Here is a 21175-nt window from a genome sequence, read left to right on the forward strand (position 1 = left end):
GGTGCGCGAGATCATGGGGTCGCTGCCCGAGGCCGCCCAGGAGGCCATCCGCGAGGACCTCGAAAGCACGGGGTCGCGGCACCGCGCATATGATGCAACATCGCCCATTTCTACAGCGGGAGTGTCGCTTTGACCGCCATGAGTGTTGTGCAGGTGGAGTTCGAGCGGTTCGCCGCCGCCTTGGTTGGCGAACGGCGCCCGGTGTCTGGGCATCTGGAGCCGCAGCCTTCGATCACGGCGCAGTTCATCTACGAGTATGCGTTGGAACTAGTCGACTGCGAGGGGATCGAAGCGCTGACCGTGCGACGGCTGGCCGCAGAACTCAAGATCTCCACGCGTACGTTGTACAAGCGCATCGGCAGCCGCAAGGACATGATCGACGAACTCGTCGGGTTGTATTCGAGTCGGTTGAGTTTCGTTTTTCAGCCGCACGGCACGTGGGAGGACAGTATCTGGGCGTGGTGTCTGCAGTTGCATCAGGCGCTCACGGCGCGACCCCATCTGATTCTGATGGCGCAGGGCCGGACTCCGGTCGAGTTCGGGTCGCACGTGGAAGCGCTCGTGGACGTCATCGCTGCGCAGGGGCGTACCGCGTGGAGTTGCGGTCGAATGCTGTTGGTCACTCGCGGATCTGATGGTCAATGACGCTATGGGGGCTGCGCGCGCGATGACCAGTGGTGATGCGTCGTCGCCGGTGTGGAGTTCGGTGCAGCCTTCTCAACGCACTGCGGACGCGATCAAGTGGATCCTACGAGGCGTTGGCGCAGCGTCCGGATCATCTGTCGGTGCGGGGGATGGATTGTGACGCGCCGGAGATCGTTGACCAGTGGTACTGCGGTTGTGTCCGCACTGATTGCGGTGGCGTCCACGTGTCCACCTCCGGCGTCGGCTGTTCCGGCGCCGGAAGTGGAGTACGTGTACAACGTGGTCGTGCGCCGTCATTTCGACTTCCCGAACAACGACGCGCTCGGTTACGGTTTTTCACTGTGCGACAGGGTCACCCGAGGCGTCCCGTACGCCGTGGTGATGGGTGATGTCAAGCGTGACGTGTTCCCCAACGACGAACAGTCGGCCAACTACGTCGTCTCCTACGCAGTCGGCATCCTCTGTCCCGCTCAAATTTGGCAATTGCGAAATTCCGCGGCTGGTTATGTGCCAGTCGGTAGGTGACCGACGGCCTTGTATCGCTGGAGACCGCCCCCGGCACGGGTTGAGCGGTGGGGATCAACTCGTCGATCCGGTCCCCAAGCCAGCAGCGGTGTGAGTGAGTTGTCCCGCCGGGTGGGGTCGAAGATGGCGCTTGCGTGGGGCGCTGCCCCAGCTCTACCGCCACACTCCTCATCATGATCGTCGATCAGGTCCATCTAAATCGAGAACCACGCGCGCGCCGCGACTGATCATAGGGCGTTACGCAATAATCGACTGCCATAGGGGAACTGCTCGCCGACGCCGGCCAGAACCCCGCCGCATTGAAGTGTCCATGATTCTCGCGTGAAGGCTTGCAATGTCCAGCAGGCGGTCATGACGGCAGTGCCTGTAGGCCGGAGCAGCCGGTACCGGACTGACAGCAGTGCCAGCGGTGCTTTTGGTTGCAATGGTGAACTGCTGTCGTGATCGGTATCGCTGGACGGTGGCGGGGGCGGAGCCGCATTGATAATTCCGCCCCGCCGCCCTTCTACTCGTCGAGGAACTGCTTCAGGTGTCCGTTGAATCGTTCCGGGTACTGAAAGTGCGCCCCATGTCCCGAATCCGGGTACAGAATCAATTGTGAGTCGGGGATGTTCTCTGCCATGTCCACTGAGCTGCTGGTGAGGATCATGACGTCGTCCACACCGTTGAGGATTAGCGTTGGCATGGCCAGCGACCTGAGGTATTCGAACGGCTTATCCTGCTCTGCCGAGTCGCGGTAGGCCTCCACTGCGGGCCATTGCCGGAGAGCAACTTCCATCGAAGTAGGCGGGTCTACGTCGACGGTGCGTTGATGGCGCCGATCCCAGAAGGCCAGGCCGGCTTCTATCGCCTTCTCGGAGCGACCGAAGAAGAGAAACAGGAAGTCCTCGGCGGTAAGTTCGGGATGGCTGGCGGTCTCCTTGATTCGGGGGTCCCCACCGAGGTGCAGTCCCTTCGGTCCAGTTCCCACGAGAACTAACCTGCGCACCAGGTCGGGATGGCGGAGAGCGAGTTCCTGCACCTGCATGCCTCCGATCGAGAAGCCCAACGCATCAACCTGACTGACGCTGATCGCGCGAAGGAATGCGGCGATGTCGTCGGCCATCTCCTCAATGGTTTCTCGCGGCTCGCCTTCTGAGCTGGCGATGCCGCGGCCGTTGAACAGAATCACTTCTCGATCCTCGGCGGCGGCGTCAGTGATCAGTGGGTCCCAGTGATCCATGCCGGCGCGGAAATGCTGAATGAAGAGCAGGGGGACGGTCCCCGGCTTGCCCCACCGCCGGTAGCCGTACTTGACACCATCCGCTTCGACGAAGCGCGTGGGCGTCGTGACGTGAGTTTCAGACATTGGCTTCCTAGTGTTAGACCGAGTGTGGCCTCTTAATAATGACTACTAACATTATTAATGTCAATCCCGTGTGCGATCTGTGGTTTACGAGTGGTCCACGGGCACGCCGCAAATCCCGATTCGTACTTGAATTGCCCTGTTCCCGACGGGTTCTGGCCAAGGAGTCTGTGTTCGTACTTGCCGGACAGGCAGGGGTGTTGTGTCAGAACGCGCCCAAACAGGTTCCCCCCGAGAGGCGTCCATAGCACGGTGTAGCTTTGCGGACTATCGGTGACGACTTCGGCGTAACGGGGAACGACCTCTCACCAGCAATGCGACCGTCCGGATGGCCCGGTGTTCGAACCCCGAAATTGTTGACGTTAGGTCACAGACGAGGCGGGTCACGTCCTCAAACCGGCAGCTGGATTCCGTTGGCGTCGGATGTGCGATTCGTCGGCGTGCATGTCCTCGTAGCCTCGCCCCCACTGCGAAATCCAACGCCGCGAGGTGTGTCGGATCGATGATCCACGTCCGTTTCGGCGCGGTGGTAGTGACACGAGGCCGCACCGATCGGGTTGGCGCGTGGCGGCGGCCAGTGCCTGAAGCCATCCGAAGGGGCGAGCCCGGGCGCACTCCAGAGTTACCCCTTCCCGCGTCGGACGTCGAACATGCCGACGCCAGTCGCCCGCTCCGTTCGTTGACCTGCCCGAGAAAGCGTCTGGAGGACGGATGAACCGTGATGACCGCGAGCCCGGTTGCCTAATGATGACAACTCACCTTAATATCTACTTCGAAGACTCTGGCGAACGGGACGAACAATGCCGCGGATCACACAGCAGGCCAAAGAGGACAACCGACGCAGAATTATCGACGCTGCCAGCGTGATGTTCCGCGAACACGGAGCAGACCAGGTGGGCATCGACCAGCTCATGCAGACGGCGGGTCTGACAAGAGGCGGTTTCTACAACCATTTCGACTCCAAAGAAGCACTCGTCGCTGAAGCGTGCCGTCATGCGTTCGACCACCAATTGCGCGGCCTCAACGAGTTCTTGCAGAACATCGATGCCGCCGATCCAGTTCACGCGCTGGAACACCTTGCCCGGCGTTATCTATCGGACTATCACCGAAAAAATCCGGCAGTGGGATGTCCCGCCCCCACCCTCGCGGTCGATGCCGCCCGGCACACCGCGCTAACTCAGCGTCAATACGCAGATGGCGTTGAAGAGTACTTACGGACGATAATGGCGCTGCAGACTTCCGGATTGGCTCGAGCTAACGAGCCACCCAGCAGCGCCGGCCCTAGCGATACCCGCGACGACTTGGAAAATGGTGGGGGGTGTTCGCCGGCGCCGGAGGAATTGCGAGCACGAGCCGTTGAGACCTTCATCCTGCTCGTAGGCGGCATGGTCATTGCACGCGCCGTCGATGAAGCCGCCCCCGAACTCTCCGACGAATTCTTGAAAGGCGCGCGCGATATGATCGCGGGCATAATCGCAAGACCGGCCGGCTAACCGTGCGCAACATGCTCGTTCGTGTATCGCGAGAGGGTCTGCCCCCCGGCTGGATTCGTGGTGCGATATTGACGTTCCACAGTTGTCCGGACAAGTAAGGTTTCGCGGCACCTGCCGAAAGGCTTCTGTGACAGCGAAATAGCGACGTGCGTTTGCGCGAGCGGTCTCGTCAGATCAGGTGAGGTGCGGTCAGCTCGGTGCGCGTTCCAGGACCGGCTTATCGAGCTGTGCGCGCACCTGTCGGCTGAGGTCGTCGGCGAGGACTTCGGCTGCGCCGGTTTCGATTCCGTCGAGGACCTGGCGGACGATGTCGGCAGGGGCGGATTTGGGGCTGTCGGCGAAGGACGCCATATCGGTGTCGACGAGTCCGAAGTAGACGCCTACGACCTGCACGCCGCGCGAGGTGAGCTCGAGCCGCATGGCATCGGTGGCGTTCCAGAGGGCGGCTTTGGACACCCCGTAGGTGCCGCCCACCGGTAGCCATGCCAGTACGGAGGCGACGTTGACGATTGCCCCGTTATTGTCCGCGATGCGGTCGGCGAATGCGGAGGACAGTGCCAGCGGGCCGAAGAGGTTGGTTTCCAGCTGTTCTCGCAGTCCTGACGTGTCGGGGTCGAGGACCGAGTTCATACGCGCGATGCCGGCATTGTTGATCAGGATGCTGACATCTGGTGCCGCTTCGGCGGCAGCGGTGACCGATGCGGCGTCGGCGACGTCGAGGGCCAGTGCAGTCACGCGCGGATCGTCGATCTCGATCTGCTGGGGGTGGCGGGCCGCGGCGTAGACCTTGGCTGCGCCGCGCTCGAGGAGCTGGGTGACATATTCACGGCCCATGCCGCGGTTGGCTCCGGTGACGAGCACAGTCTGATTCGCTAGTGAAGTCATCTACTTTCCTTGCTGGTCGTAATGGTGGGTGAGGGGTCGGTCAGTCCAGAGTGATGACGACCTTGCCGGCCTTGGCCTTGCCGCCCTCCACATAGGCCAGGGCCTGCAGCGTTTGGTCGAAGGTGAAGGTCGAGTCTATGACCGGGCGCAGATGCCCGGCGTCGTAGAGGGCAGCAAGCTCGCGAAGCTGAGCCCCGCTGGCGTGCATGAAGAAGAACGAATAACGCACACCGAGTTTCTTGGCGGCCTTGCGGACCTTTCGGCTCAGAAACGAGAGCACGAATTCGAACGGTTTGGGTGCGCCGAGTTGCTTGGCGAATCCGGCGTCGGGCGGGCCGGTGACGCCGATCGCCAGACCTCCGGGTCTGAGCACGGTGAGGGACTTCATGAGGTTCTCACCACCCACGGAGTCCACGACCAGGTCGTAGCCGGACAGGACCTGCGAGAAGTCCTGGGTGGTGTAGTCGATGGCCTCGTCTGCGCCGAGTTCGCGGACGAGGCCGGCCCGGGCGTCGCTGGCGGTGGTCGCGACGTGCGCGCCGAGATGTTTGGCGAGCTGGATGAGTGTGGAGCCCAGCCCGCCGGCACCCGCATGTATCAGGACCTTCTGCGCGGGCTGGATGTTGGCCTTCTCGACCAGGATCTGCCAGGCGGCCAGCGCGACCAACGGCACCGCGGCCGCCTCGTGCAGCGACAGGGATGCCGGTTTTATCGCCACATCGTCCTTGTCGATGGCGATGTATTCGGCGAAGGTCCCGATCCGCAGGTCCCGTGGCCGCGCGTACACCTCGTCTCCCACCGCGAAGCCGCGGACACCCGCTCCGACCCGGGTGATCACACCGGCAACGTCATGTCCGAGAACGAAAGGGGTCTTGTACTTCAGCAACTGTTTGAACTCGCCGTTGCGGACCATGATGTCCAGCGGATTGACGCTGGCGGCACTCATTTTGACGAGCACGTCCCGATCGCTGATGGGTGGCTCGGGCAGGACGGCGGCGCGGACATCGTCCTTGCCGTATCGGGCGACGACTAGAGCCTTCATGAGGGTGGGCCTTCTTTCGTGTTACTGGTTCACCGGTGGTCAGGATTGTGCGGGTCCGGCATCGACAAGTGTCAGTGCGTTGCTGACTCCGGCGGCCAGGATTTCGTCAGACAGCGCCGGATCGGAGACAGCGCGCGCAAGTTGCAGGGTGGCGATAAGGATGGTGAACAAACCCAATGCGGTTGCGCGCGCCCCGGCCGGGTTTGCTGGGGACAAATTCGTAGCGATCCCGTTGACGATGGCTTGCATGCCCTCGGTGTAGGACTGTCGAACGGCATCATCGCAGCGGCAGACCTCATCGAGCAGCGCAGCGTTGGGGCACCCCGATTCGGGGTGGTCGCGATGATACGGCGAAAGATATTCGCGCACATACTCTTCGATAGCTGGTCGGCCGGGTTGAAGCGTACTCAGGCGTTCATGCTGAATCCGCAGCTGATCAGCCAGGACGTTCGCCACCAGGTCTGACTTCGAGGGGAAGTGTGCGTAGAACGCACCATTGGTCAAGCCTGCGTCCGACATCAGCGTCGCGACGCCGGACCCATCGATGCCGTCGCGCTTGATGCGTGCGCTGGCGGTGTCGATGATCCGGCGCCGGGTTTCGGCCTTGTGCTGCGCGTCGTATCTCGGCATTGCCGACCTCCCCATCGCTATCGAATTCCCGTTCTTGCCAAGCCTACCACTTTGGCTTACGGTCATAATAGTATGATCGTAAGATGATGGATGCAAGTTCAGAGAGGTCCCCCTGTCATGACGTCACCGACTGACCCGTTGACCCTGCCGTGCGGGCAGATACTGCCCAACCGGCTGATGAAGGCCGCGATGAGCGAGGCGCTAGCCGACCCGGCGCACGCACCGGATGCCCGCTTGGAGCGGCTGTACCGGCGGTGGAGTGCAGGCGGCTACGGATTGCTGGTCACCGGCAACGTGATGGTCGATCGCACCCAGTTGGGGGAGCCGGGCAACGTGGTCATCGAGGACGACCGTGACCTCGACGCGCTCACCCGGTGGGCCAAGTCCGCCCATGACGATGGCGTGCCGATCTGGGTTCAGCTCAATCATCCCGGGCGTCAATCCAACCCGCTGGCGCTGGGGCACACCCCGGTGGCGCCGAGTGCGGTGGCGATGAGTCTGCCCGGCTCACCCACACCCCGCGCGCTGACGTCGTCCGAGATCGAGGCCATCATTGAACGGTTTGCCACGGCCGCGGTGGTGTGTGAGACAGCCGGGTTCGACGGCGTGCAGGTTCACGGCGCCCACGGATATCTGGTCACCCAGTTTCTGTCCCCGCTGACCAATCTGCGCGACGACGACTGGGGTGGCGACCCGACTCGTCGGATGCGGTTCCTGCTGGAGACCGTCCGCCGCATTCGCGCCCGCGTCTCTCCGGGCTTCGCCGTAAGTGTCAAGCTCAATTCGGCGGACTTTCAGCGCGGCGGGTTCAGCGAGGACGAGTCCCGCGCGGTCGTGTCCGCTCTCGCCGGAGAAGGTCTGGACCTCATCGAGATCAGCGGCGGCAACTATGAGTCGCCGGCCATGTCGGGCTCAGCCGCCGCCAGCACTCGCGACCGAGAGGCCTACTTCCTGGAATATGCCCGCACCGTGCGTCAATTGGCCGGGGGGGTGCCACTGGCGGTAACCGGAGGGTTCCGGTCCCGCGCGGCCATCGAGGATGCCCTGCAGTCCGGCGACTGCGACGTCGTCGGACTGGCTCGACCGACCGTCACGACACCAGACGCGGCGGCGGCACTTCTGTCTGAGCGGACCTCTGCGCTGCACACCCAGGAATTGCGGTACGGAATGCGCCGCTTCCTGGGCAGATTCGTCGATGTGAAGGCGCTCGACGGCGTGCTCAACATCAGCTGGAACACCGATCAGCTGCACCGCCTGGGCGCCGGACTGGACCCTGATCTCAACCGGGGCCGGCTCGCGACCACGGTGGCCATGCTGTCCCGCAACGGCAGGGCAACGCTGCGCCCGAAGAGGGGTATCCAATGACCCGCGTGGCCTACGACCTGCGTGACAAGGTCGTGCTGATCACCGGCGGCTCCCGTGGAATCGGCAACGCCACCGCGCGGGAATTACTGCGCCGTGGCGCGAAGGTCGTCATCGTCGACATCGAACTCGACACAACGCAACTCGCCGAACGCATGTCCGCGCATTCGGCAATGGGGATTGTCGCAGACGTACGTGAACGGGCCACCCTCGACCTCGCCGTCACCGAGGCCGTGGAACGCTTCGGACGGATCGACATTGCAATCGCCAACGCCGGCATCCTGCCTCGCACCGCCACCTTGCGCACCACACCGATCACATCGATCGACGCGGTGATGGCAGTCAACGTCAACGGTGTCGTCAACACCGTGCAGGCAACCGCCGATCAGATCATCGCGCAGCGCGGCCAATACGTACTCATCAGTTCGGTGTTCGCGTTCCTCAACGCACTGGGCACCATCCCGTACGCGATGAGCAAAGCCGCCGTGGAACAACTCGGTCGCGGGCTGCGGGTGGAACTGGCATCCCACGGCGTCTCGACCACGATCGCCTACTTCTCTTTGATCGACACCGACATGATCAAACAGGGCGTCGACGCCGACCCTCTCGTCGAAGAACTGCTGGCGGCCCTGCCGAGTCCCTTGCTCAAGAGGCTCCAACCCCAGGCTGCCGCAACAGCACTCGTCGAAGGCCTCGTGCACCGATCGCCACGGGTCATGGCGCCGGCGCGCTGGAAACCCATCTCGGCGCTACGCGGACCCATCGCCCCCGCCTTGGATCCACAGTTGGCGCGCAACCGGCGAACCCAGGCCGCACTGACCGAACTCGACGCACGCAGCGCGATCACGCGCTGACATCCCACGTCCGACACATTGACTCGACCCGCAGAGAAAGACCGGCAATGACCACCTGGAAAGATGCACCGAATCGCACCATCGACGTCAACGGCACCACCTTCACCTACCGCGAACTCGGCAAGGCGTCGGAGGTACCCGTGGTGTTCCTGCACCATCTGACCGCGGTTCTCGATGACTGGGATCCACGCGTCATCGACGGGATCGCCGAACATCATCGCGTGATCGCCTTCGACAACCGCGGGGTCGGCGCCACCGGAGGATCGGCGCCCTCGACCGTCGAACAAATGGGCACTGATGCCATCGCGTTCATCCGCGCACTCGGTCTGCAGAAAATCGACCTCCTCGGGTTCTCCCTGGGTGGCGGTGTCGCCCAAATGGTGCTTCTGCAAGCCCCCGAACTGGTCCGCCGCGCGATCGTGGCCGGGTCCGGACCCCGGGGCGGCGGCGGCATCGACAAGATGGGCACCATCGTCGCGGTCGCTTACCTCAAAGCCCTTCTCACTCTGAGTGATCCCAGGAACTTCCTGTTCTTCCCTCGCAACTCAGAAGGCAAGCAGGCCGCGGCCGACTACCTGCGCCGCCTCAAAGAACGGACCGATAACAGGGACAAGCGGATCTCGATTCAGGCCGCCATCGCCCAGATCAAAGCCATCCGGCGCGCCGGCCGCTTCAAGCCTGACGACCTGTCCGTCGTCACCCAACCCGTCCTGGTCGCCAATGGCGATGATGACCTCATGGTCGCCAGTAGCCACTCCGCCGACATGGCGCGCCGACTTCCCGGCGCGCAACTCAAGATCTACCCGAACTCCGGGCACGGGGGCATCTTCCAGCACCACCAGAGCTTCGTGCCCGACGCGTTGCAGTTCCTCGCCGACTAACCCACCAAGCACAAGGAGACGACCAGCATGACCTTCGAACACAGCCGTTCCGACGGCACCGTCAGGACCTACCGACACGCCCCGACACGTTCTGTCACCGCACGAGGCATCACCTACGCCTACCGCGAACTCGGCCCTCGCGGTGGCATTCCCGTGGTGTTCTTCGTTCACCTCGCCGCCACCCTGGACAACTGGGATCCCGCGGTGGTCGACCCGATCGCACAGCACCACCACGTCATCGCCTTTGACAACCGCGGAGTGGGCGCCTCGACCGGTGCCGTCCCGGACACCGTCGAGGCGATGGCCGATGACGCCTACGCCTTCATCACCGCGCTCGGCCTGGACACCATCGACATCCTGTCCTTTTCCCTCGGCGGCATGGTCGCCCAAGCGCTGGTGCTCAAGCACCCAGAACTCGTCCGCAAACTGATCCTCACCGGAACCGGACCGGCAGGGGGCAAGGACATCGACAAGGTGGCGGGCACCACCTATTACGACATTCTGCGAGCGACTCTGACCCGCAGTGATCCCAAGGAATTCTTGTTCTTCAACCGCGACGACGCCGGCAAAGCTGCAGGCCGGGCATTTGTCACACGCCTGGAGCAACGCACCGAAGACCGAGACCTGAAAATCGGCACCAAGGCTTTCCAAACCCAGCTGAAAGCCATCAAACGCTGGGGCCGCTGCACACCCGCGGACCTGTCCCGCATCACCGTCCCGACACTCATCGCCAACGGCGACAACGATCGCATGGTCCCCTCAGCCCTGTCAGACGACCTGCATCGCCGCATCGCCGGATCGCAACTGGTCATCTATCCCAACTCCGGACACGGCGGGATTTTCCAGTACCACCACGAATTCGCCTCGACAGCAATCGAATTCCTTGATCAGTGACCCCCACGGCGCATTGCAAGTACGGAGACTAAGACGGCGTACAACCGATGACAATCATCGCCACCGCGGAAGGTGCGGTGGTGCTGTCTCGCGCCGCGCGGTCCACCCTCCCAGCTGGAACAGTCCAGTCGGCATCTTCTTGAACTCGTGGCTCTGCACCACTCGCGGCCGCGGCGCCCATCTCGCAGTCGATAGGGACAGTCGGTGTTGCCCCGGAAAACATCGGCCTGGCCCTTGGCTAAGACGTTACGGCGTGCGCGGCGTCTAGTGCCGCGGTGTGAGAGGCGGTCGATGACTGCGGGTCGTCGCCCAGACCGACGACCACGTTGACCATCATGGGTAGCAGTACCTGGCGGACGGGATCAGCGAACGGCGAGAGGTGTGCGCCGAGTTCGAGGGTGACGAAGCCGTGTACCGCACTCCATAACTGAGGGGCGATCGCCGCGGGGTCCTGTCCGGAGCGCACTCGACCACTATTTACGAGCCGTTGGCAGGCATCGACGAGATGGGCGTAGGCGTTCTGGAAGTTGTCGACCCGACCGCGTGTCTCAGACTCGGTGGGTTGCACGGGCCGATAGCTGCCTCGGGTGGACAGGCCGAACATGAGATCGTAGAGGTGAGGGTTGGCCTGGGCGAATCGGCGGGCCTCCAGCGCCATCGAGAACAGGGTCGAAACCGGATCGTCACTGGCGGGTGCGGACGCGAAGGCGTCGCCCAAATCGCGGAAGCCCCGATCGACGATGGCCTGGACCAGTTCGGGCAGCCCGCCGAGGTGGTGGTAAACCGCCATCGTGGACAGGCCCGCGGCCTCGGCCACAGTGCGGGCTTTGATGGCGGTCGGCCCGTCGGCGGCCAGCAGGGCAATCGCAGCCTCGACGAGTTGGCGTTCGGCCTGGTCGCGATCTAGTCGGACGATCGCAGTTTTCTCGGCCTTCGGCGGCACGGCCGCCCTAAGGGGTTTGGGCATCGCTGTATCACCGACCTCCTGTGGGGACGTCGATCGACGCCGTGGGTTCGAGATTACAAGCCGGGAGGCCGTCTTCCCCGCTGGCGCGAGGTTGTGGTCTGCAACGCAGGGACTTGGGACCAGGCCTCATCACATAACGAAGTTCAATTATCCGACGGTTGATCCACCTCGATCATGGAGGCCGGGGTCATCTGCCCGCCCCGGCGAGGAAGCTGGCTTGCCCGGCCACGGCGACCAGCTCAGCGAAGCTATCGAACCGCTGAGCAGGCAACGGGACGAGACGGACACCGGCGAGACGAGACCGACCAAGGTCCTGTCGCTCATCCAGAAGAATGGTCTTCCTGCAAGGCGGTGCTGTTCAATTGCCGCGCTGCGGTGGGCTGGGCATCGGGTTGATGTGTCAACGAGTGGGTCTGGATGCGATTGGGCAAGACGCGATTTGGGCCATCGCGTGTTCGGCGAGGGCGGTGATGGTCAGGGCGGGGTTGACGCCAGGATTGGCCGGCATCGCCGAACCGTCGCAGACCAGCATGTTGTGGTAGCCGAATACGCGTAGGTCCTTGTCGATGACGCCGTGGGCTGGAGTGGTGCCGATGACGGCGCCGCCGAGCAGGTGCGCGGTGGACGGGATGTTGCTCAGTGCTTCGAGCACGTTGCTCTGGGCAATGCCGCCGGTGTGTCCAGCCAGCCACCGCGCAGCCTGATGACCCGTCTCGATGTAGGTGGGGCTGGGGATGTCGCTGTTCTGCACGGTCGCCAACCGATAGCCGTGGCCGACGCGTCGTTTGCGGGCTTGGAAGGTGATGGCGTTGTCGCGGGACTGCATCACCAGCAGCATCACCATCCGCCGGCTCCAGCCCACCGGCCACAGAGTGTGCAGCCACCGTCGCGGGTGGCGGGCGATGGCGGCCAGCCACTTCAGTGGTCGCGTGATACGGCTGCCGTCACCGACGAGCACGGTGTAGAGCAGGCTATACATGTCCGCGCGTGGACCGTAGGTGAGCATCTCGATGTTGGTGTCGGCATCGACCTGCACACTGCTGCTGGCGGTGACGTCGCGCCAGCTTTCGCGGTCCTCGGGCAGCAGAACGGTGAGCACCGATTCGCTGTTGGTGCGCACGAGTTGGCCGAGTCGGTCACTGATCCGGGGCAGCGATCCGCCATGTTTGCAGTTGGCCAGCAGCTCGTTGGTGCCCAGCGCTCCGGCGGCGAAGACCAACCCGCGGGCGGTGTACGTGCTGCGCCGGCGGTGGCGAGCGCCGCGGGGATTTTCAGTGGTGATCCGGTAGCCGTCGCTGCCGTCGGGGTTGCCTAGGGGGGTGACGTCGACAACGTGGTGTTCCGGCAGGATCTGTACGCCGTTGCGTTCGGCGAACCAGAGGTAGTTGCGGGTCAGCGAGTTCACCGCGCCGGTGCGGCAGCCCACCATGCATGATCCGCAGCGCGTGCAGCCGGTGCGGTCGGGCCCCGCGCCGCCGAAGTAGGGGTCGGGCACCGTCTTGCCGGGCTCGCCGAAGAACACCCCGGTCGGTGCGCGGGTGACGGTGTCCTCGGTGCCGAAGTGTCGGCCCATCTCCCGCACCCACTGCTGGTGAAGCGAATCGAACGGCACCGGCGCAGCGCCGAGCATCCGCTCGGCGGTGTCGTAGTGCGCAGACAACAAGTTCTCCCAGTCGCCGAGCTCCGACCACTGGGGGCCTTTGAAAAACTCCTTCTTGGCGCGAAACAGCACACCGCCGTAGACGAGGCTTCCACCCCCGACGCCGCTCTGAGAGGGAACGGCGACGTGACGGAAGATCGACATGCGCATGATCCCCAGCTTGCCGAGCCGGGGCATCCAGTGATACCTGCTCGAATCCCAGGCCGACTCGGGAAGGTCCGCCGGTTCATAGCGGCGCCCCCGTTCGAGAACGCCGACCCGAAAACCTTTTTCCGAGAGCCTTAGTGCCGACACGCTGCCGCCAAACCCGGATCCGATCACCAGCCAATCGAAGTCGAACTCATGGTCAGTCACGGCCGGTGGTCCTCGTCGGACGTTGTATCGACGGTGTTGTCCGCGACGCGTGCCCTGTCCGTATAGGCAAGCGACTCGATGGCGAGGCTACCGATCGTGCCGTAGCGCGTCACCGCGAACGTATTCATGCGGTTGTTTCCGGGCGCGTCGTGGGTGGAGGTGGCGCGGCTTTGTGCTGTGCGCAGTGGTGCCTTGTCGGTCTTGCCGACGGGGTTCTTGGGAATGGTGTCCACGATGACGATCGACGTGGGCCGCTTGTAGCCTGCCAGGCTACGTGCGCACAGGGCCTGCAGCTCGTCGGGGTCGATGGTGGCGCCGGGCCGCGGCGCGACATAGGCAATGACAACCTCGCCCCACTTCTCGTCGGGGGCGCCGATCACGGCGGCGTCCAACACGGTGGGATCGGCGACCAGGACGTCCTCGATCTCGCGGGGATAGATGTTCTCCCCGCCGCGGATGATCATGTCCTTGGAGCGGCCAGCCAGACTCAGGTAGCCCTCGGCGTCGAGGTGACCGATGTCGCCGGTGTGCAGCCAGCCGTTGACGACGGTGCGGGCGGTGTCCTCGGGGCGGCCGAGGTAGCCGCGCATGACGTTGGGTCCGGCGATGAGCACCTCACCGTCCTGCCCGAGCGGCACGTCTGCACCGCTGGGATCGACGATCCGGATCCGCTGACCGGGGAACGGTTTTCCGACCGTCCCAGTGCGGGGGGAATCAAGGGGGTTGATGGTGGAGGCGCAGGTGCCCTCCGACAGGCCGTAGCCCTCGATGACGGGGACGCCGTATCGTTTTTTAAAGCGGGACAACAACTCCGGAGATACTGGGGCGGCGCCGCAGATGGCGAACCGCACCGAGGAGGTATCGGGGGTGACCGTGGGCGGCAGCGCGGCGAGCATGGTGTAGACGGTGGGCACCGCGCTGAAGTAGCTGGGCTGCTCACACTCGATCGCTTCGAAGAACGTTGCGGGATCGAACCGGTTGGCGATGACGACGCTGGCGCCCGCCAGCAGGGGGGTGAGCACGCTGACGACAATGCCGTTGACATGGAACAGCGGCAGAATCAGCAGGCAGCGATCGTCGGGGCCGATCTGGAGGGCTTGGCGGCCCATATTGGTCATGGCGTCAAGGTTGGTGTGGTCGAGCATGACGCCTTTGGGGTCGCCAGTGGTGCCGCTGGTGTAGATCAGCAGCGCCAGCGCCGACGAGTCGTCGTGCGCGGGGCCGACGGGTCCGCCCGGCCCGACGGCCAGGTCGGTGACCGCCAGGCTCGCCACGCTGGCGGTGGCGTCGTCGTAGTCGTACACCAACAGTGTGGCCGCGGAGTCGTCGAGCTGGCGGGTCACCTCGTCGTCGGTCAGGCCGGGGTTGATCGGCGTGATCGCTGCGCCAACGCGCCAGGCGGCGAACAGCACGATGACGAACTCGGCGCGGTTGCGCAACTTGACCGCCACCACGTCACCGGGCCCGATTCGACAGTCCCACAACTGATGAGCGACGGCGTGCACTCGGTCACGCAGTGCAGCGTTGGTCAGCCGCAAGTGGGTGTCGGCGACCGCCGGGCCGTGCGGGTCGGTGGCGGCGCGGCGGTCGGGCAGGGCGGAGAGCGTCATGAATGCGGGGCCTGTCCGGGAGCGGGGATGGAAAACAACGTCAGCACCGCGCACACCGCGTGGTAGATGCCGATGAGGTAGGCGATGTCGGCCAGCCCCTGGGCACCGAAGGCGATTTCGGCCTGGCGGTAGAGGGCGTCGTCGACTCGGTGAGCAGTGGAAAGTGCCGTGGTGAGCCGTTGGGCGATCTTCTCGGACTCGCGGAGGTCGTTTGAATCCTTGCCAGTGGCGATCAGCCGGGCAGCCTGCTCGGACAACCCTGCGGTGCGGGCCAGTGCGAGGTGGGCGTAAAGCTCGTAGTCTGCTCGCCAGACCGCGCCGACGGTGAGGATGACGACCTCGCGGACTCGTTGGCTCAGCGAGGTGTGGGTACGTTCGGCGACGCTGAGGTCCAGGATTGACGCGGTCACGGCGGGGTTGAGCAGGGCAGGGTTGAACGGTCCGATCAGCCGGCCGTCCTTGGCGGTGCTTGCGAATCCGGCCTCGTCGGCCCACGGCACGATGCGGGCTATCATGCGGTCGAACAGGGCGCGTTGTTCGGCAGTCAACGCCGCGGGGTCGGCAAGCGGAAGCCGTCCACCCAGGGCGTCGGCGGGATCGCTCACGACCGGACTTGGGCCGAGGCCAGGTGACGGGTCAGGAATTCGGTCTGGTCGGTGACCAGTTGTTCGAACGGTTCGCCGCGGTAGAACTCGAAGTGCCCGGCGTCGTAGTGCTTGATCTCCCCGCGTGGCGCGGTCTTGGCGTAGCGCTCGGTCTGTTCGGGTGGGGTGACGGAGTCGGTGTCGCTGATGCAGAACAGTATCGGGAATGCGATCTTGTGTGCGTGCCGGCCGGGACGGTAGGTGGTGATGGTCGGGGCAACGCGGGCGGCAACCTCATTGCGGAACGTCGAATCCTTCGGCAACAACGCCTGATAACCGGGTAGCGCGTCGGGGGCGTTCATGAGGGCCAGCGATCCCGGTGGGCCCGCCAGCGGGATCATCGACGGTGGCCCGCCGCGCAGCATGGCGACGTAGTCCTTGGCGACCGAGGGCAATACCTTCAGCGACGCTACGGGGCCGAGTGCCAACGCCGAGGCCAGCCCGTCGGTGAACGGACACTGGGCCACTGCGGCGGTCAGTTCGGGGCGGCGTGAGGCAACGGTGATGGAGTGCCCGCCGCCGAAGGAGCTGCCCCACACCGCGATACGGGTGCCGTCGACATCGCGGCGACCCTTGACGTGCGCTATAGCGGCATCCCAGTCGGCGAGCTGACGGTTGATCGACAACAGTTGGCGGGGTTGGCCGGTGCTGTCGCCGAAGTGTCGGTAGGTGAACGCCACCGCTGCGATCCCGGCTCGGGCGAAGCGTTCGGCGAAGGCGTCCAGGCGCATCTCGCGGGTGCCGCCCAGGCCGTGGCCCAGGATCACCACAGGCGGCGCGGTGACGCCGGTCGGCAGGTAAAGCCAGGCCCTGCAGGTGTCGTCGCCGGAGTCGAATGAGATATCAAGGCGGGTAGATGTTTTCGAGTTGCTCATCGGTGCACCTCGGGTCCGAGAGCGGGCACGGTGCCCGCTTCCAGGGCGCGGGCGTAGGTGTCTTCGTGATAGAGGGGTAGCTCACCGACGGTGTCGATGTCGTCGAGGTACTGCAGCATCAGCTGTTGGCCTTTCGGGGACTGGTCGGTGCCCAGGAATTCGGTGCGTTCCATGTGCAGGCCCTCGGGCAGTGACATGGACCCGCCGAAGTACACCGAGCGCTTGATCGCTTCGACCGATCCCTTGGTGCGCCTACCGAAGTACTCGGCCACCTCGACCGCGCGGCCCACGACCTCCTCGGTGGGGACGACTTCGTCGACGGCGCCGTTGGCCAGTGCTTGAGTAGGGGCGAACGGTTTACCTTCCAGGATCGCGACCAGCGATTTGTGGGTGCCGATGAGTCGGGTGAGGCGTTGGCTGCCGCCGCCGCCGGGCATGATGCCCAGCAGCACCTCGGGTTGGCCGATTAAGAAGTTCTCGTCGTCGGCCATGATTCGCAGATCGCATGCCCACGCGAATTCGGCGCCCAGGCCCAGTGCGGAGCCGTTGAGGGCGGCTATGAAGATGACACCGCTGGCGTTCATGCGCAGGAACGTGTTGTGCAGCCGGTCGAGCTGGGCCACCCCGCGTATCGGGGTCTTCTGCGTCACCGGGTCCAGCGCGCGGACCCGGTCGATGCCGCGGGCCATTCGCAGCGCAGCCGACGCCAACGGCCTGCTTAACTCCGGCACGGCCGCGCCCTCGGCCTGCAACCACCGGACATCGGCGTGGCTGACGAAACGACCATCGCGGGCTCCCGTGAAAACCACCGCATGCACGTTGGGGTCGCGGTCGGCCCGGGTCACCAGCGCGTCGAGTTGACTGGCGATCTGGATTCCGAACAGGCTGTGCGGCCCGCCGTCCACCCGTGCGATCAGCACCGCGCCGCGGTCCTCGATGACCAGTTCGCCCCTTATCTGCTGTGCCATTGCTGTCCTCCCGCGATCATCTGTAACAAAGTTATATTAGACTATAACGAAGTTATTGAGCGTGGGCAAGGGTTGCGTGGCACGGCAGGCCGAGCTGAGGAGGACGGTAATTGTCATGGCGGATCCGGCGGGGCGTGATGCCGGCGGCGTGGCCGGACGTCTCATCGAGGCCACCACCCGGCTGCTGGCCGAGCAGGGGCCCTCAGCAATTAAGGCCCGCAGCGTCGCCGCGGCTGCCGGCCTGTCGACGATGGTGGTGTACAGCCATTTCGGCGGCGTGCCCGAACTCACCCGCGCGGTCATCGACCACGGATTCGGTGCCCTGAATCGTGCCTTCGGTGAGGTGGCCGCTACTGACGATCCGGTTTCAGATCTGGCCGCGCTGGCGCTCACGTGCCGGCGGGTGGCCCGTCAGAGCCCGCATCTTTACGACCTCATGTTCGGACTGTCCACGAGGGCGACCTATCGGCCGCTGACACCGGGCGACGCCGCGCCGCGCCGTAGCGTCGTCGAGATTCCGTCACGCCTACGCCCGGATCTTCGCTGCATGCGCGCGGCTGGTCGATTCGGGTCGGGTCGACGACCACGCGCCCGACGCGGTGGCTGCGCAGTTGTGGAGTCTGGTGCACGGGTTCGTCACCCTCGAACTCGCCGGGACGTTCGCCGACAGGGCTGATCCCGTCCGCGACATCCTGCTGCCGCTGGGTATTAATCTCGCAGTCGGACTCGGTGATTCGCGCGAACGTGCGGTGCAGTCGCATCACGCGGCAGTGTTGCGGTTTGGGTGAAACGATGCCGTTCGCGGCGGGCGCGGTTCAAGAAGTCTTGCTCAGGGTGAGCACAGTGTCGCCGCCCGGGCCAGGTTCGAGGTGGAAGTCGACCAGAGTCGCGGGGCGGGTAGTCTTCGATCCAGGCCAGCCGATGCGGTGGATCAAGCACGGTGACGCGACACTGTGCGGTGTGCAGGTGGCCGTGGCGCCACCGGATTAGTCGAAACGCCGTTCGGAGGCTCAAGCGCTCGTCACCAGGATCGTGTTCCGCGGTGTCCCAGTCGTCGTACCAGTCGGCGATATCGGCGGTCAGTGTCAGCAGATCCCACAACGCAGCCGGCGGGGTGGCGATGTTTATGGATCGGGATTCGGTGAAGCCGATCGGTGATCGCGGAGCGCTCATCGGTGTCGGGTCACAGACCCAGGTCCTTGCCAGGATGATCTTCATGGCCTCGCTGGTGCCACAAGGTAAGGCAGGCATAGCTCGACGTGGACGTGGCTGCACCCGAAACTGTGCCCGGCGAGGGCAGCCTCCTCGTCGAGCACGGCGTCATATTCGTAGGACTCGATACCCGCCCCGCCGTACCGCTCCGAGGCCTCGACCCCGAACACCCCAAATCAGCGAGTTTGCGGTACATCTCGCACGGCACTGCGCCGGCGGAGTACCACTCGCCGATCTCGGGAACCACTTCGCTTTCCAGGAACGCCCGGACCGTCTTGCGGAAATAGTGGTCGTCGGTGTAGACCTTGCGGCGAATGGTGATCACCTCGTCGGGTCGAGCGGTGGGGGCTGAGTATGGCTGGGGGACTGCGCTTTGGCGGCGGACTTACTCGGCGAAGGCTGCGTCGGTAGCGCAGAGGCATTGCGTCGTAGCACGTTCGGTTGCGCCGTCGAAGCGGACGAAGCCCCGTGCGCGGCGACGCTGAGCAGCGGTTGATCTTGTCGCCCCAACTCGTCTACCTCGCGCTCCATGGTGGGCATCAGATCCGAACTCATCCGCCGCACCCATGGCCAGGCCACCGGCGAATTTACAGCCGCCTTACCCCAGTTGGCTACACCGACCGCCCGCGGGACGTACACCCGGCGGCGGCGACGGTGCACCCCTCGCACGATCGCCGCCGCGGCATCGTCCACGCTGGTCGTCACGTTGCCGGGGTAGGGCAGTCTGCTGCGCAGTTCCCGAAACGACGGCAGGTCGGCATCCACTCCGCGAACCAAGTCGGTGTCGATCCACGAGGGATGCACTAGTCCGACCGTAATGCCCAGGTGGACAACTTCCTGGCGGTAGGCCAGCGCCAGCATCTCCACGCCGGCCTTGCTCGCGGCATAGGAGGCCAGCCCGGCCAGCGGGGTGAACGAGATCGCCGAGGCCACCACGACGGCGTGGCCGCGGCTGCGGTGCAGATGCGGTGTCGAGGACTTCAAGGTGCGAAACACCCCGTTGACGTTGATGTCGAGCACCCGTGCGAACGCGGTGTCATCGGTCTGGCGCACTGTGCCGTAGCCCACCACACCGGCATTGGCTACCAGAGCGTCGATACCTCCCATTGCGTCGGCGCACTCGTCGATCGCGGTCTGCAGGGCCGCCCCATCGCGGACATCGGCCTCTCGCCACACGGTGGCGGCCCCCAATTCAGCGGATAGGGTTCTCAACCGGTCTGGCTCCAGGCCGACCAGGGCCATCCGAGCCCCGCGCGCGGCGGCCAGGCGCGCAACCTTCTCACCGATGCCGCGGGCGGCCCCAGTGATCAGGATCCTTCGACCAGAAAGAGTTCGACGCATTCCAAAAGTGTAACTTCGTTATAGATATGAGTGCAACCCCCGATCCATACGGTGCACACGGTCAGGTTCGCCCAATTGGGGTTCGCCAAGTATGCGGCGCGAGGTACGCTTCGGCCCACACTTTCCGTTGGAATCGGCGGCGGCCACCCAGACATATCGGCTGCGACACTGTGACATTGGACCCGTCGACATCTTGCCCGAAGACGTCGAGGTGCCACTCAACGTCAGCGACGACGAGGCCGTGATAGCCGTCAAACTGCAGTTCAAAGACGCCGGTACGAAGTGCGCCGACTGGCGCTACGAACTTGAACGCCGGCCCATCGCCCTGAAACTGGTGAACGTCACCGACCGTACATTCGGGTTCATTGGGCTTGTCGGCTCGACTGCTCCGCAGGTTCAATGGCGGCCCGTGGGGCAAGGTCGTTCCGTCGATCGGCAAGTCCGGCGCGGACTCGCGCATCGGCGTCTTGGTCAGTATCGCGTGCACTACCGCTTCACCGACGACGCCAACGTTCCTCTGGTGGGCCCGCGACCCCGCGGTGGATCGCCGCGTACCTCCTGTGCACGGCAACCAGGAAGCTCTGCGGACGATGACCTGGCAGCTGCACACCTACGGCGCGGGCGAGATGGCGCGGCCCGAGGTGCCGGAGTGGCTGGCGGGACCGGTCGCCTTCAACGCCGATCCGCGGGGCCAGCTGCGACCCGACCGGACCTATCTGATCCGCCCCGAGTTCGTCGCTGCGTCGACTCCTCTGCAGGGCGACGAGATCGACAGCTCCCAGCTCCGAGCCACGATGGCCGCACCTGCTGATCACGGCCTAGTCGCGCTCCCCGAACGCACATTCCGAACGGCCTGAGTACGAACGATGCCCGAACAGCGGCGCGCAGTCAGCCGGCAACGGATCACCGGTGTGGCCGTAACCGTCGACAACACCTGCGGCATCTACGGGCCGCTGATGGGAACCGATTTGTGAACGAAACCCTCCGC

Annotated in this window: 20 protein-coding genes and 2 pseudogenes; 10 read left to right on the forward strand and 12 right to left on the reverse strand. The window is 64.6% G+C overall.

Features of this window, described 5'->3' with window-relative positions; genetic code table 11:
• Nucleotides 1-138: 138 nt before the first annotated feature.
• Both O6P37_RS19775 and O6P37_RS19780 read left to right on the forward strand, forming a co-directional pair.
• Complete coding sequence (locus O6P37_RS19775) at nucleotides 139-645, forward strand: TetR/AcrR family transcriptional regulator (protein WP_269895680.1); 507 nt, start codon at nucleotides 139-141, stop codon at nucleotides 643-645.
• A 270-nt stretch (nucleotides 646-915) separates the two neighbouring features.
• The gene (locus tag O6P37_RS19780) at nucleotides 916-1170 is read left to right on the forward strand and encodes a DUF732 domain-containing protein (RefSeq protein ID WP_269895681.1); all 255 of its coding nucleotides are present in this window, start codon (nucleotides 916-918) and stop codon (nucleotides 1168-1170) included.
• Between the two features lie 505 nt (nucleotides 1171-1675).
• On the opposite strand, the gene O6P37_RS19785 is transcribed toward O6P37_RS19780, so the two are convergent.
• Nucleotides 1676-2518 (reverse strand): alpha/beta fold hydrolase, encoded by an 843-nt coding sequence (locus O6P37_RS19785; RefSeq protein ID WP_269895682.1) that lies wholly within the window; start codon nucleotides 2516-2518, stop codon nucleotides 1676-1678.
• A 797-nt stretch (nucleotides 2519-3315) separates the two neighbouring features.
• Here O6P37_RS19785 and O6P37_RS19790 point away from each other — a divergent pair.
• Nucleotides 3316-4008: a TetR/AcrR family transcriptional regulator gene (locus O6P37_RS19790; RefSeq protein ID WP_269895683.1), complete on the forward strand. Its 693-nt coding sequence runs from the start codon at nucleotides 3316-3318 to the stop codon at nucleotides 4006-4008.
• A gap of 189 nt (nucleotides 4009-4197) precedes the next feature.
• On the opposite strand, the gene O6P37_RS19795 is transcribed toward O6P37_RS19790, so the two are convergent.
• The 3 genes from O6P37_RS19795 to O6P37_RS19805 are packed head-to-tail and all read right to left on the reverse strand — an operon-like array spanning nucleotide 4198 to nucleotide 6565.
• Nucleotides 4198-4893, reverse strand: a complete 696-nt coding sequence (locus O6P37_RS19795; RefSeq protein ID WP_269895684.1) for an SDR family oxidoreductase — start codon at nucleotides 4891-4893, stop codon at nucleotides 4198-4200.
• A gap of 40 nt (nucleotides 4894-4933) precedes the next feature.
• Nucleotides 4934-5935, reverse strand: coding sequence for an NADP-dependent oxidoreductase (locus O6P37_RS19800; RefSeq protein WP_269895685.1), 1002 nt, complete (start codon nucleotides 5933-5935; stop codon nucleotides 4934-4936).
• Nucleotides 5936-5974: 39 nt separating this feature from the next.
• On the reverse strand, nucleotides 5975-6565 hold the full coding sequence (locus tag O6P37_RS19805; RefSeq protein ID WP_269895686.1) for a TetR/AcrR family transcriptional regulator: 591 nt from the start codon (nucleotides 6563-6565) through the stop codon (nucleotides 5975-5977).
• 117 nt (nucleotides 6566-6682) lie between these two features.
• On the opposite strand from O6P37_RS19805, the gene O6P37_RS19810 reads away from it, so the two are divergent.
• The 4 genes from O6P37_RS19810 to O6P37_RS19825 are packed head-to-tail and all read left to right on the forward strand — an operon-like array spanning nucleotide 6683 to nucleotide 10556.
• Nucleotides 6683-7930 (forward strand): NADH:flavin oxidoreductase/NADH oxidase family protein, encoded by a 1248-nt coding sequence (locus O6P37_RS19810; protein WP_269895687.1) that lies wholly within the window; start codon nucleotides 6683-6685, stop codon nucleotides 7928-7930.
• A 32-nt stretch (nucleotides 7931-7962) separates the two neighbouring features.
• Nucleotides 7963-8781, forward strand: a complete 819-nt coding sequence (locus tag O6P37_RS19815; RefSeq protein WP_269895688.1) for an SDR family NAD(P)-dependent oxidoreductase — start codon at nucleotides 7963-7965, stop codon at nucleotides 8779-8781.
• 47 nt (nucleotides 8782-8828) lie between these two features.
• Nucleotides 8829-9662 carry an alpha/beta fold hydrolase gene (locus O6P37_RS19820; RefSeq protein WP_269895689.1) on the forward strand — a complete coding sequence of 278 codons (834 nt, stop codon included), beginning with the start codon at nucleotides 8829-8831 and terminating at the stop codon, nucleotides 9660-9662.
• Between the two features lie 27 nt (nucleotides 9663-9689).
• Nucleotides 9690-10556, forward strand: coding sequence for an alpha/beta fold hydrolase (locus O6P37_RS19825; RefSeq protein ID WP_269895690.1), 867 nt, complete (start codon nucleotides 9690-9692; stop codon nucleotides 10554-10556).
• A 238-nt stretch (nucleotides 10557-10794) separates the two neighbouring features.
• Here the strand turns inward: O6P37_RS19825 and O6P37_RS19830 are convergent, their stop codons facing one another.
• The 6 genes from O6P37_RS19830 to O6P37_RS19855 form a co-directional block, all read right to left on the reverse strand.
• Nucleotides 10795-11499 carry a TetR/AcrR family transcriptional regulator gene (locus O6P37_RS19830; RefSeq protein ID WP_269895691.1) on the reverse strand — a complete coding sequence of 235 codons (705 nt, stop codon included), beginning with the start codon at nucleotides 11497-11499 and terminating at the stop codon, nucleotides 10795-10797.
• A gap of 424 nt (nucleotides 11500-11923) precedes the next feature.
• On the reverse strand, nucleotides 11924-13537 hold the full coding sequence (locus O6P37_RS19835) for a GMC oxidoreductase (RefSeq protein ID WP_269895692.1): 1614 nt from the start codon (nucleotides 13535-13537) through the stop codon (nucleotides 11924-11926).
• Nucleotides 13534-15147: a class I adenylate-forming enzyme family protein gene (locus O6P37_RS19840; RefSeq protein ID WP_269895693.1), complete on the reverse strand. Its 1614-nt coding sequence runs from the start codon at nucleotides 15145-15147 to the stop codon at nucleotides 13534-13536. The genes O6P37_RS19835 and O6P37_RS19840 overlap by 4 nt, the downstream gene beginning before the upstream one ends.
• Complete coding sequence (locus O6P37_RS19845; RefSeq protein WP_269895694.1) at nucleotides 15144-15752, reverse strand: carboxymuconolactone decarboxylase family protein; 609 nt, start codon at nucleotides 15750-15752, stop codon at nucleotides 15144-15146. Before O6P37_RS19845 ends, O6P37_RS19840 begins: the two co-directional genes overlap by 4 nt.
• On the reverse strand, nucleotides 15749-16666 hold the full coding sequence (locus O6P37_RS19850; protein ID WP_269895695.1) for an alpha/beta hydrolase: 918 nt from the start codon (nucleotides 16664-16666) through the stop codon (nucleotides 15749-15751). The genes O6P37_RS19845 and O6P37_RS19850 overlap by 4 nt, the downstream gene beginning before the upstream one ends.
• Nucleotides 16663-17634 carry an enoyl-CoA hydratase/isomerase family protein gene (locus O6P37_RS19855; RefSeq protein ID WP_269895696.1) on the reverse strand — a complete coding sequence of 324 codons (972 nt, stop codon included), beginning with the start codon at nucleotides 17632-17634 and terminating at the stop codon, nucleotides 16663-16665. The genes O6P37_RS19850 and O6P37_RS19855 overlap by 4 nt, the downstream gene beginning before the upstream one ends.
• 115 nt (nucleotides 17635-17749) lie before the next feature.
• On the opposite strand from O6P37_RS19855, the pseudogene O6P37_RS19860 reads away from it, so the two are divergent.
• Together O6P37_RS19860 and O6P37_RS19865 are read left to right on the forward strand one after the other, a co-directional pair.
• Nucleotides 17750-17857 (forward strand): annotated as a pseudogene (locus tag O6P37_RS19860) (TetR/AcrR family transcriptional regulator); the annotation flags it as partial.
• 334 nt (nucleotides 17858-18191) lie between these two features.
• Nucleotides 18192-18422 carry a TetR-like C-terminal domain-containing protein gene (locus O6P37_RS19865; RefSeq protein WP_269895865.1) on the forward strand — a complete coding sequence of 77 codons (231 nt, stop codon included), beginning with the start codon at nucleotides 18192-18194 and terminating at the stop codon, nucleotides 18420-18422.
• A 426-nt stretch (nucleotides 18423-18848) separates the two neighbouring features.
• Here O6P37_RS19865 and O6P37_RS28575 read toward each other — a convergent pair.
• Together O6P37_RS28575 and O6P37_RS19875 are read right to left on the reverse strand one after the other, a co-directional pair.
• Nucleotides 18849-19171, reverse strand: a pseudogene (locus O6P37_RS28575) (acyl-CoA dehydrogenase family protein).
• Nucleotides 19168-20187, reverse strand: a complete 1020-nt coding sequence (locus O6P37_RS19875; RefSeq protein WP_269895697.1) for a short-chain dehydrogenase/reductase — start codon at nucleotides 20185-20187, stop codon at nucleotides 19168-19170. Before O6P37_RS19875 ends, O6P37_RS28575 begins: the two are co-directional and overlap by 4 nt.
• Before the next feature lie 590 nt (nucleotides 20188-20777).
• On the opposite strand from O6P37_RS19875, the gene O6P37_RS19880 reads away from it, so the two are divergent.
• The gene (locus O6P37_RS19880) at nucleotides 20778-21044 is read left to right on the forward strand and encodes a hypothetical protein (protein ID WP_269895698.1); all 267 of its coding nucleotides are present in this window, start codon (nucleotides 20778-20780) and stop codon (nucleotides 21042-21044) included.
• The last annotated feature ends 131 nt before the right edge of the window (nucleotides 21045-21175 follow it).

The organism is Mycobacterium hippophais (assembly GCF_027529605.1).
Classification (GTDB): domain Bacteria; phylum Actinomycetota; class Actinomycetes; order Mycobacteriales; family Mycobacteriaceae; genus Mycobacterium; species Mycobacterium arseniciresistens.

Excerpts from the sequence above, each read along its gene's own strand:
- O6P37_RS19775 (WP_269895680.1), top strand. The coding sequence starts at position 139 with ATGAGTGTTGTGCAGGTGGAGTTCGAGCGGTTCGCCGCCGCCTTGGTT.
- O6P37_RS19785 (WP_269895682.1), bottom strand. The coding sequence starts at position 2,518 with ATGTCTGAAACTCACGTCACGACGCCCACGCGCTTCGTCGAAGCGGAT.
- O6P37_RS19790 (WP_269895683.1), top strand. The coding sequence starts at position 3,316 with ATGCCGCGGATCACACAGCAGGCCAAAGAGGACAACCGACGCAGAATT.
- O6P37_RS19795 (WP_269895684.1), bottom strand. The coding sequence starts at position 4,893 with ATGACTTCACTAGCGAATCAGACTGTGCTCGTCACCGGAGCCAACCGC.
- O6P37_RS19800 (WP_269895685.1), bottom strand. The coding sequence starts at position 5,935 with ATGAAGGCTCTAGTCGTCGCCCGATACGGCAAGGACGATGTCCGCGCC.
- O6P37_RS19805 (WP_269895686.1), bottom strand. The coding sequence starts at position 6,565 with ATGCCGAGATACGACGCGCAGCACAAGGCCGAAACCCGGCGCCGGATC.
- O6P37_RS19810 (WP_269895687.1), top strand. The coding sequence starts at position 6,683 with ATGACGTCACCGACTGACCCGTTGACCCTGCCGTGCGGGCAGATACTG.
- O6P37_RS19820 (WP_269895689.1), top strand. The coding sequence starts at position 8,829 with ATGACCACCTGGAAAGATGCACCGAATCGCACCATCGACGTCAACGGC.
- O6P37_RS19825 (WP_269895690.1), top strand. The coding sequence starts at position 9,690 with ATGACCTTCGAACACAGCCGTTCCGACGGCACCGTCAGGACCTACCGA.
- O6P37_RS19840 (WP_269895693.1), bottom strand. The coding sequence starts at position 15,147 with ATGACGCTCTCCGCCCTGCCCGACCGCCGCGCCGCCACCGACCCGCAC.
- O6P37_RS19850 (WP_269895695.1), bottom strand. The coding sequence starts at position 16,666 with ATGAGCAACTCGAAAACATCTACCCGCCTTGATATCTCATTCGACTCC.
- O6P37_RS19855 (WP_269895696.1), bottom strand. The coding sequence starts at position 17,634 with ATGGCACAGCAGATAAGGGGCGAACTGGTCATCGAGGACCGCGGCGCG.
- O6P37_RS19875 (WP_269895697.1), bottom strand. The coding sequence starts at position 20,187 with ATGCGTCGAACTCTTTCTGGTCGAAGGATCCTGATCACTGGGGCCGCC.
- O6P37_RS19880 (WP_269895698.1), top strand. The coding sequence starts at position 20,778 with ATGACCTGGCAGCTGCACACCTACGGCGCGGGCGAGATGGCGCGGCCC.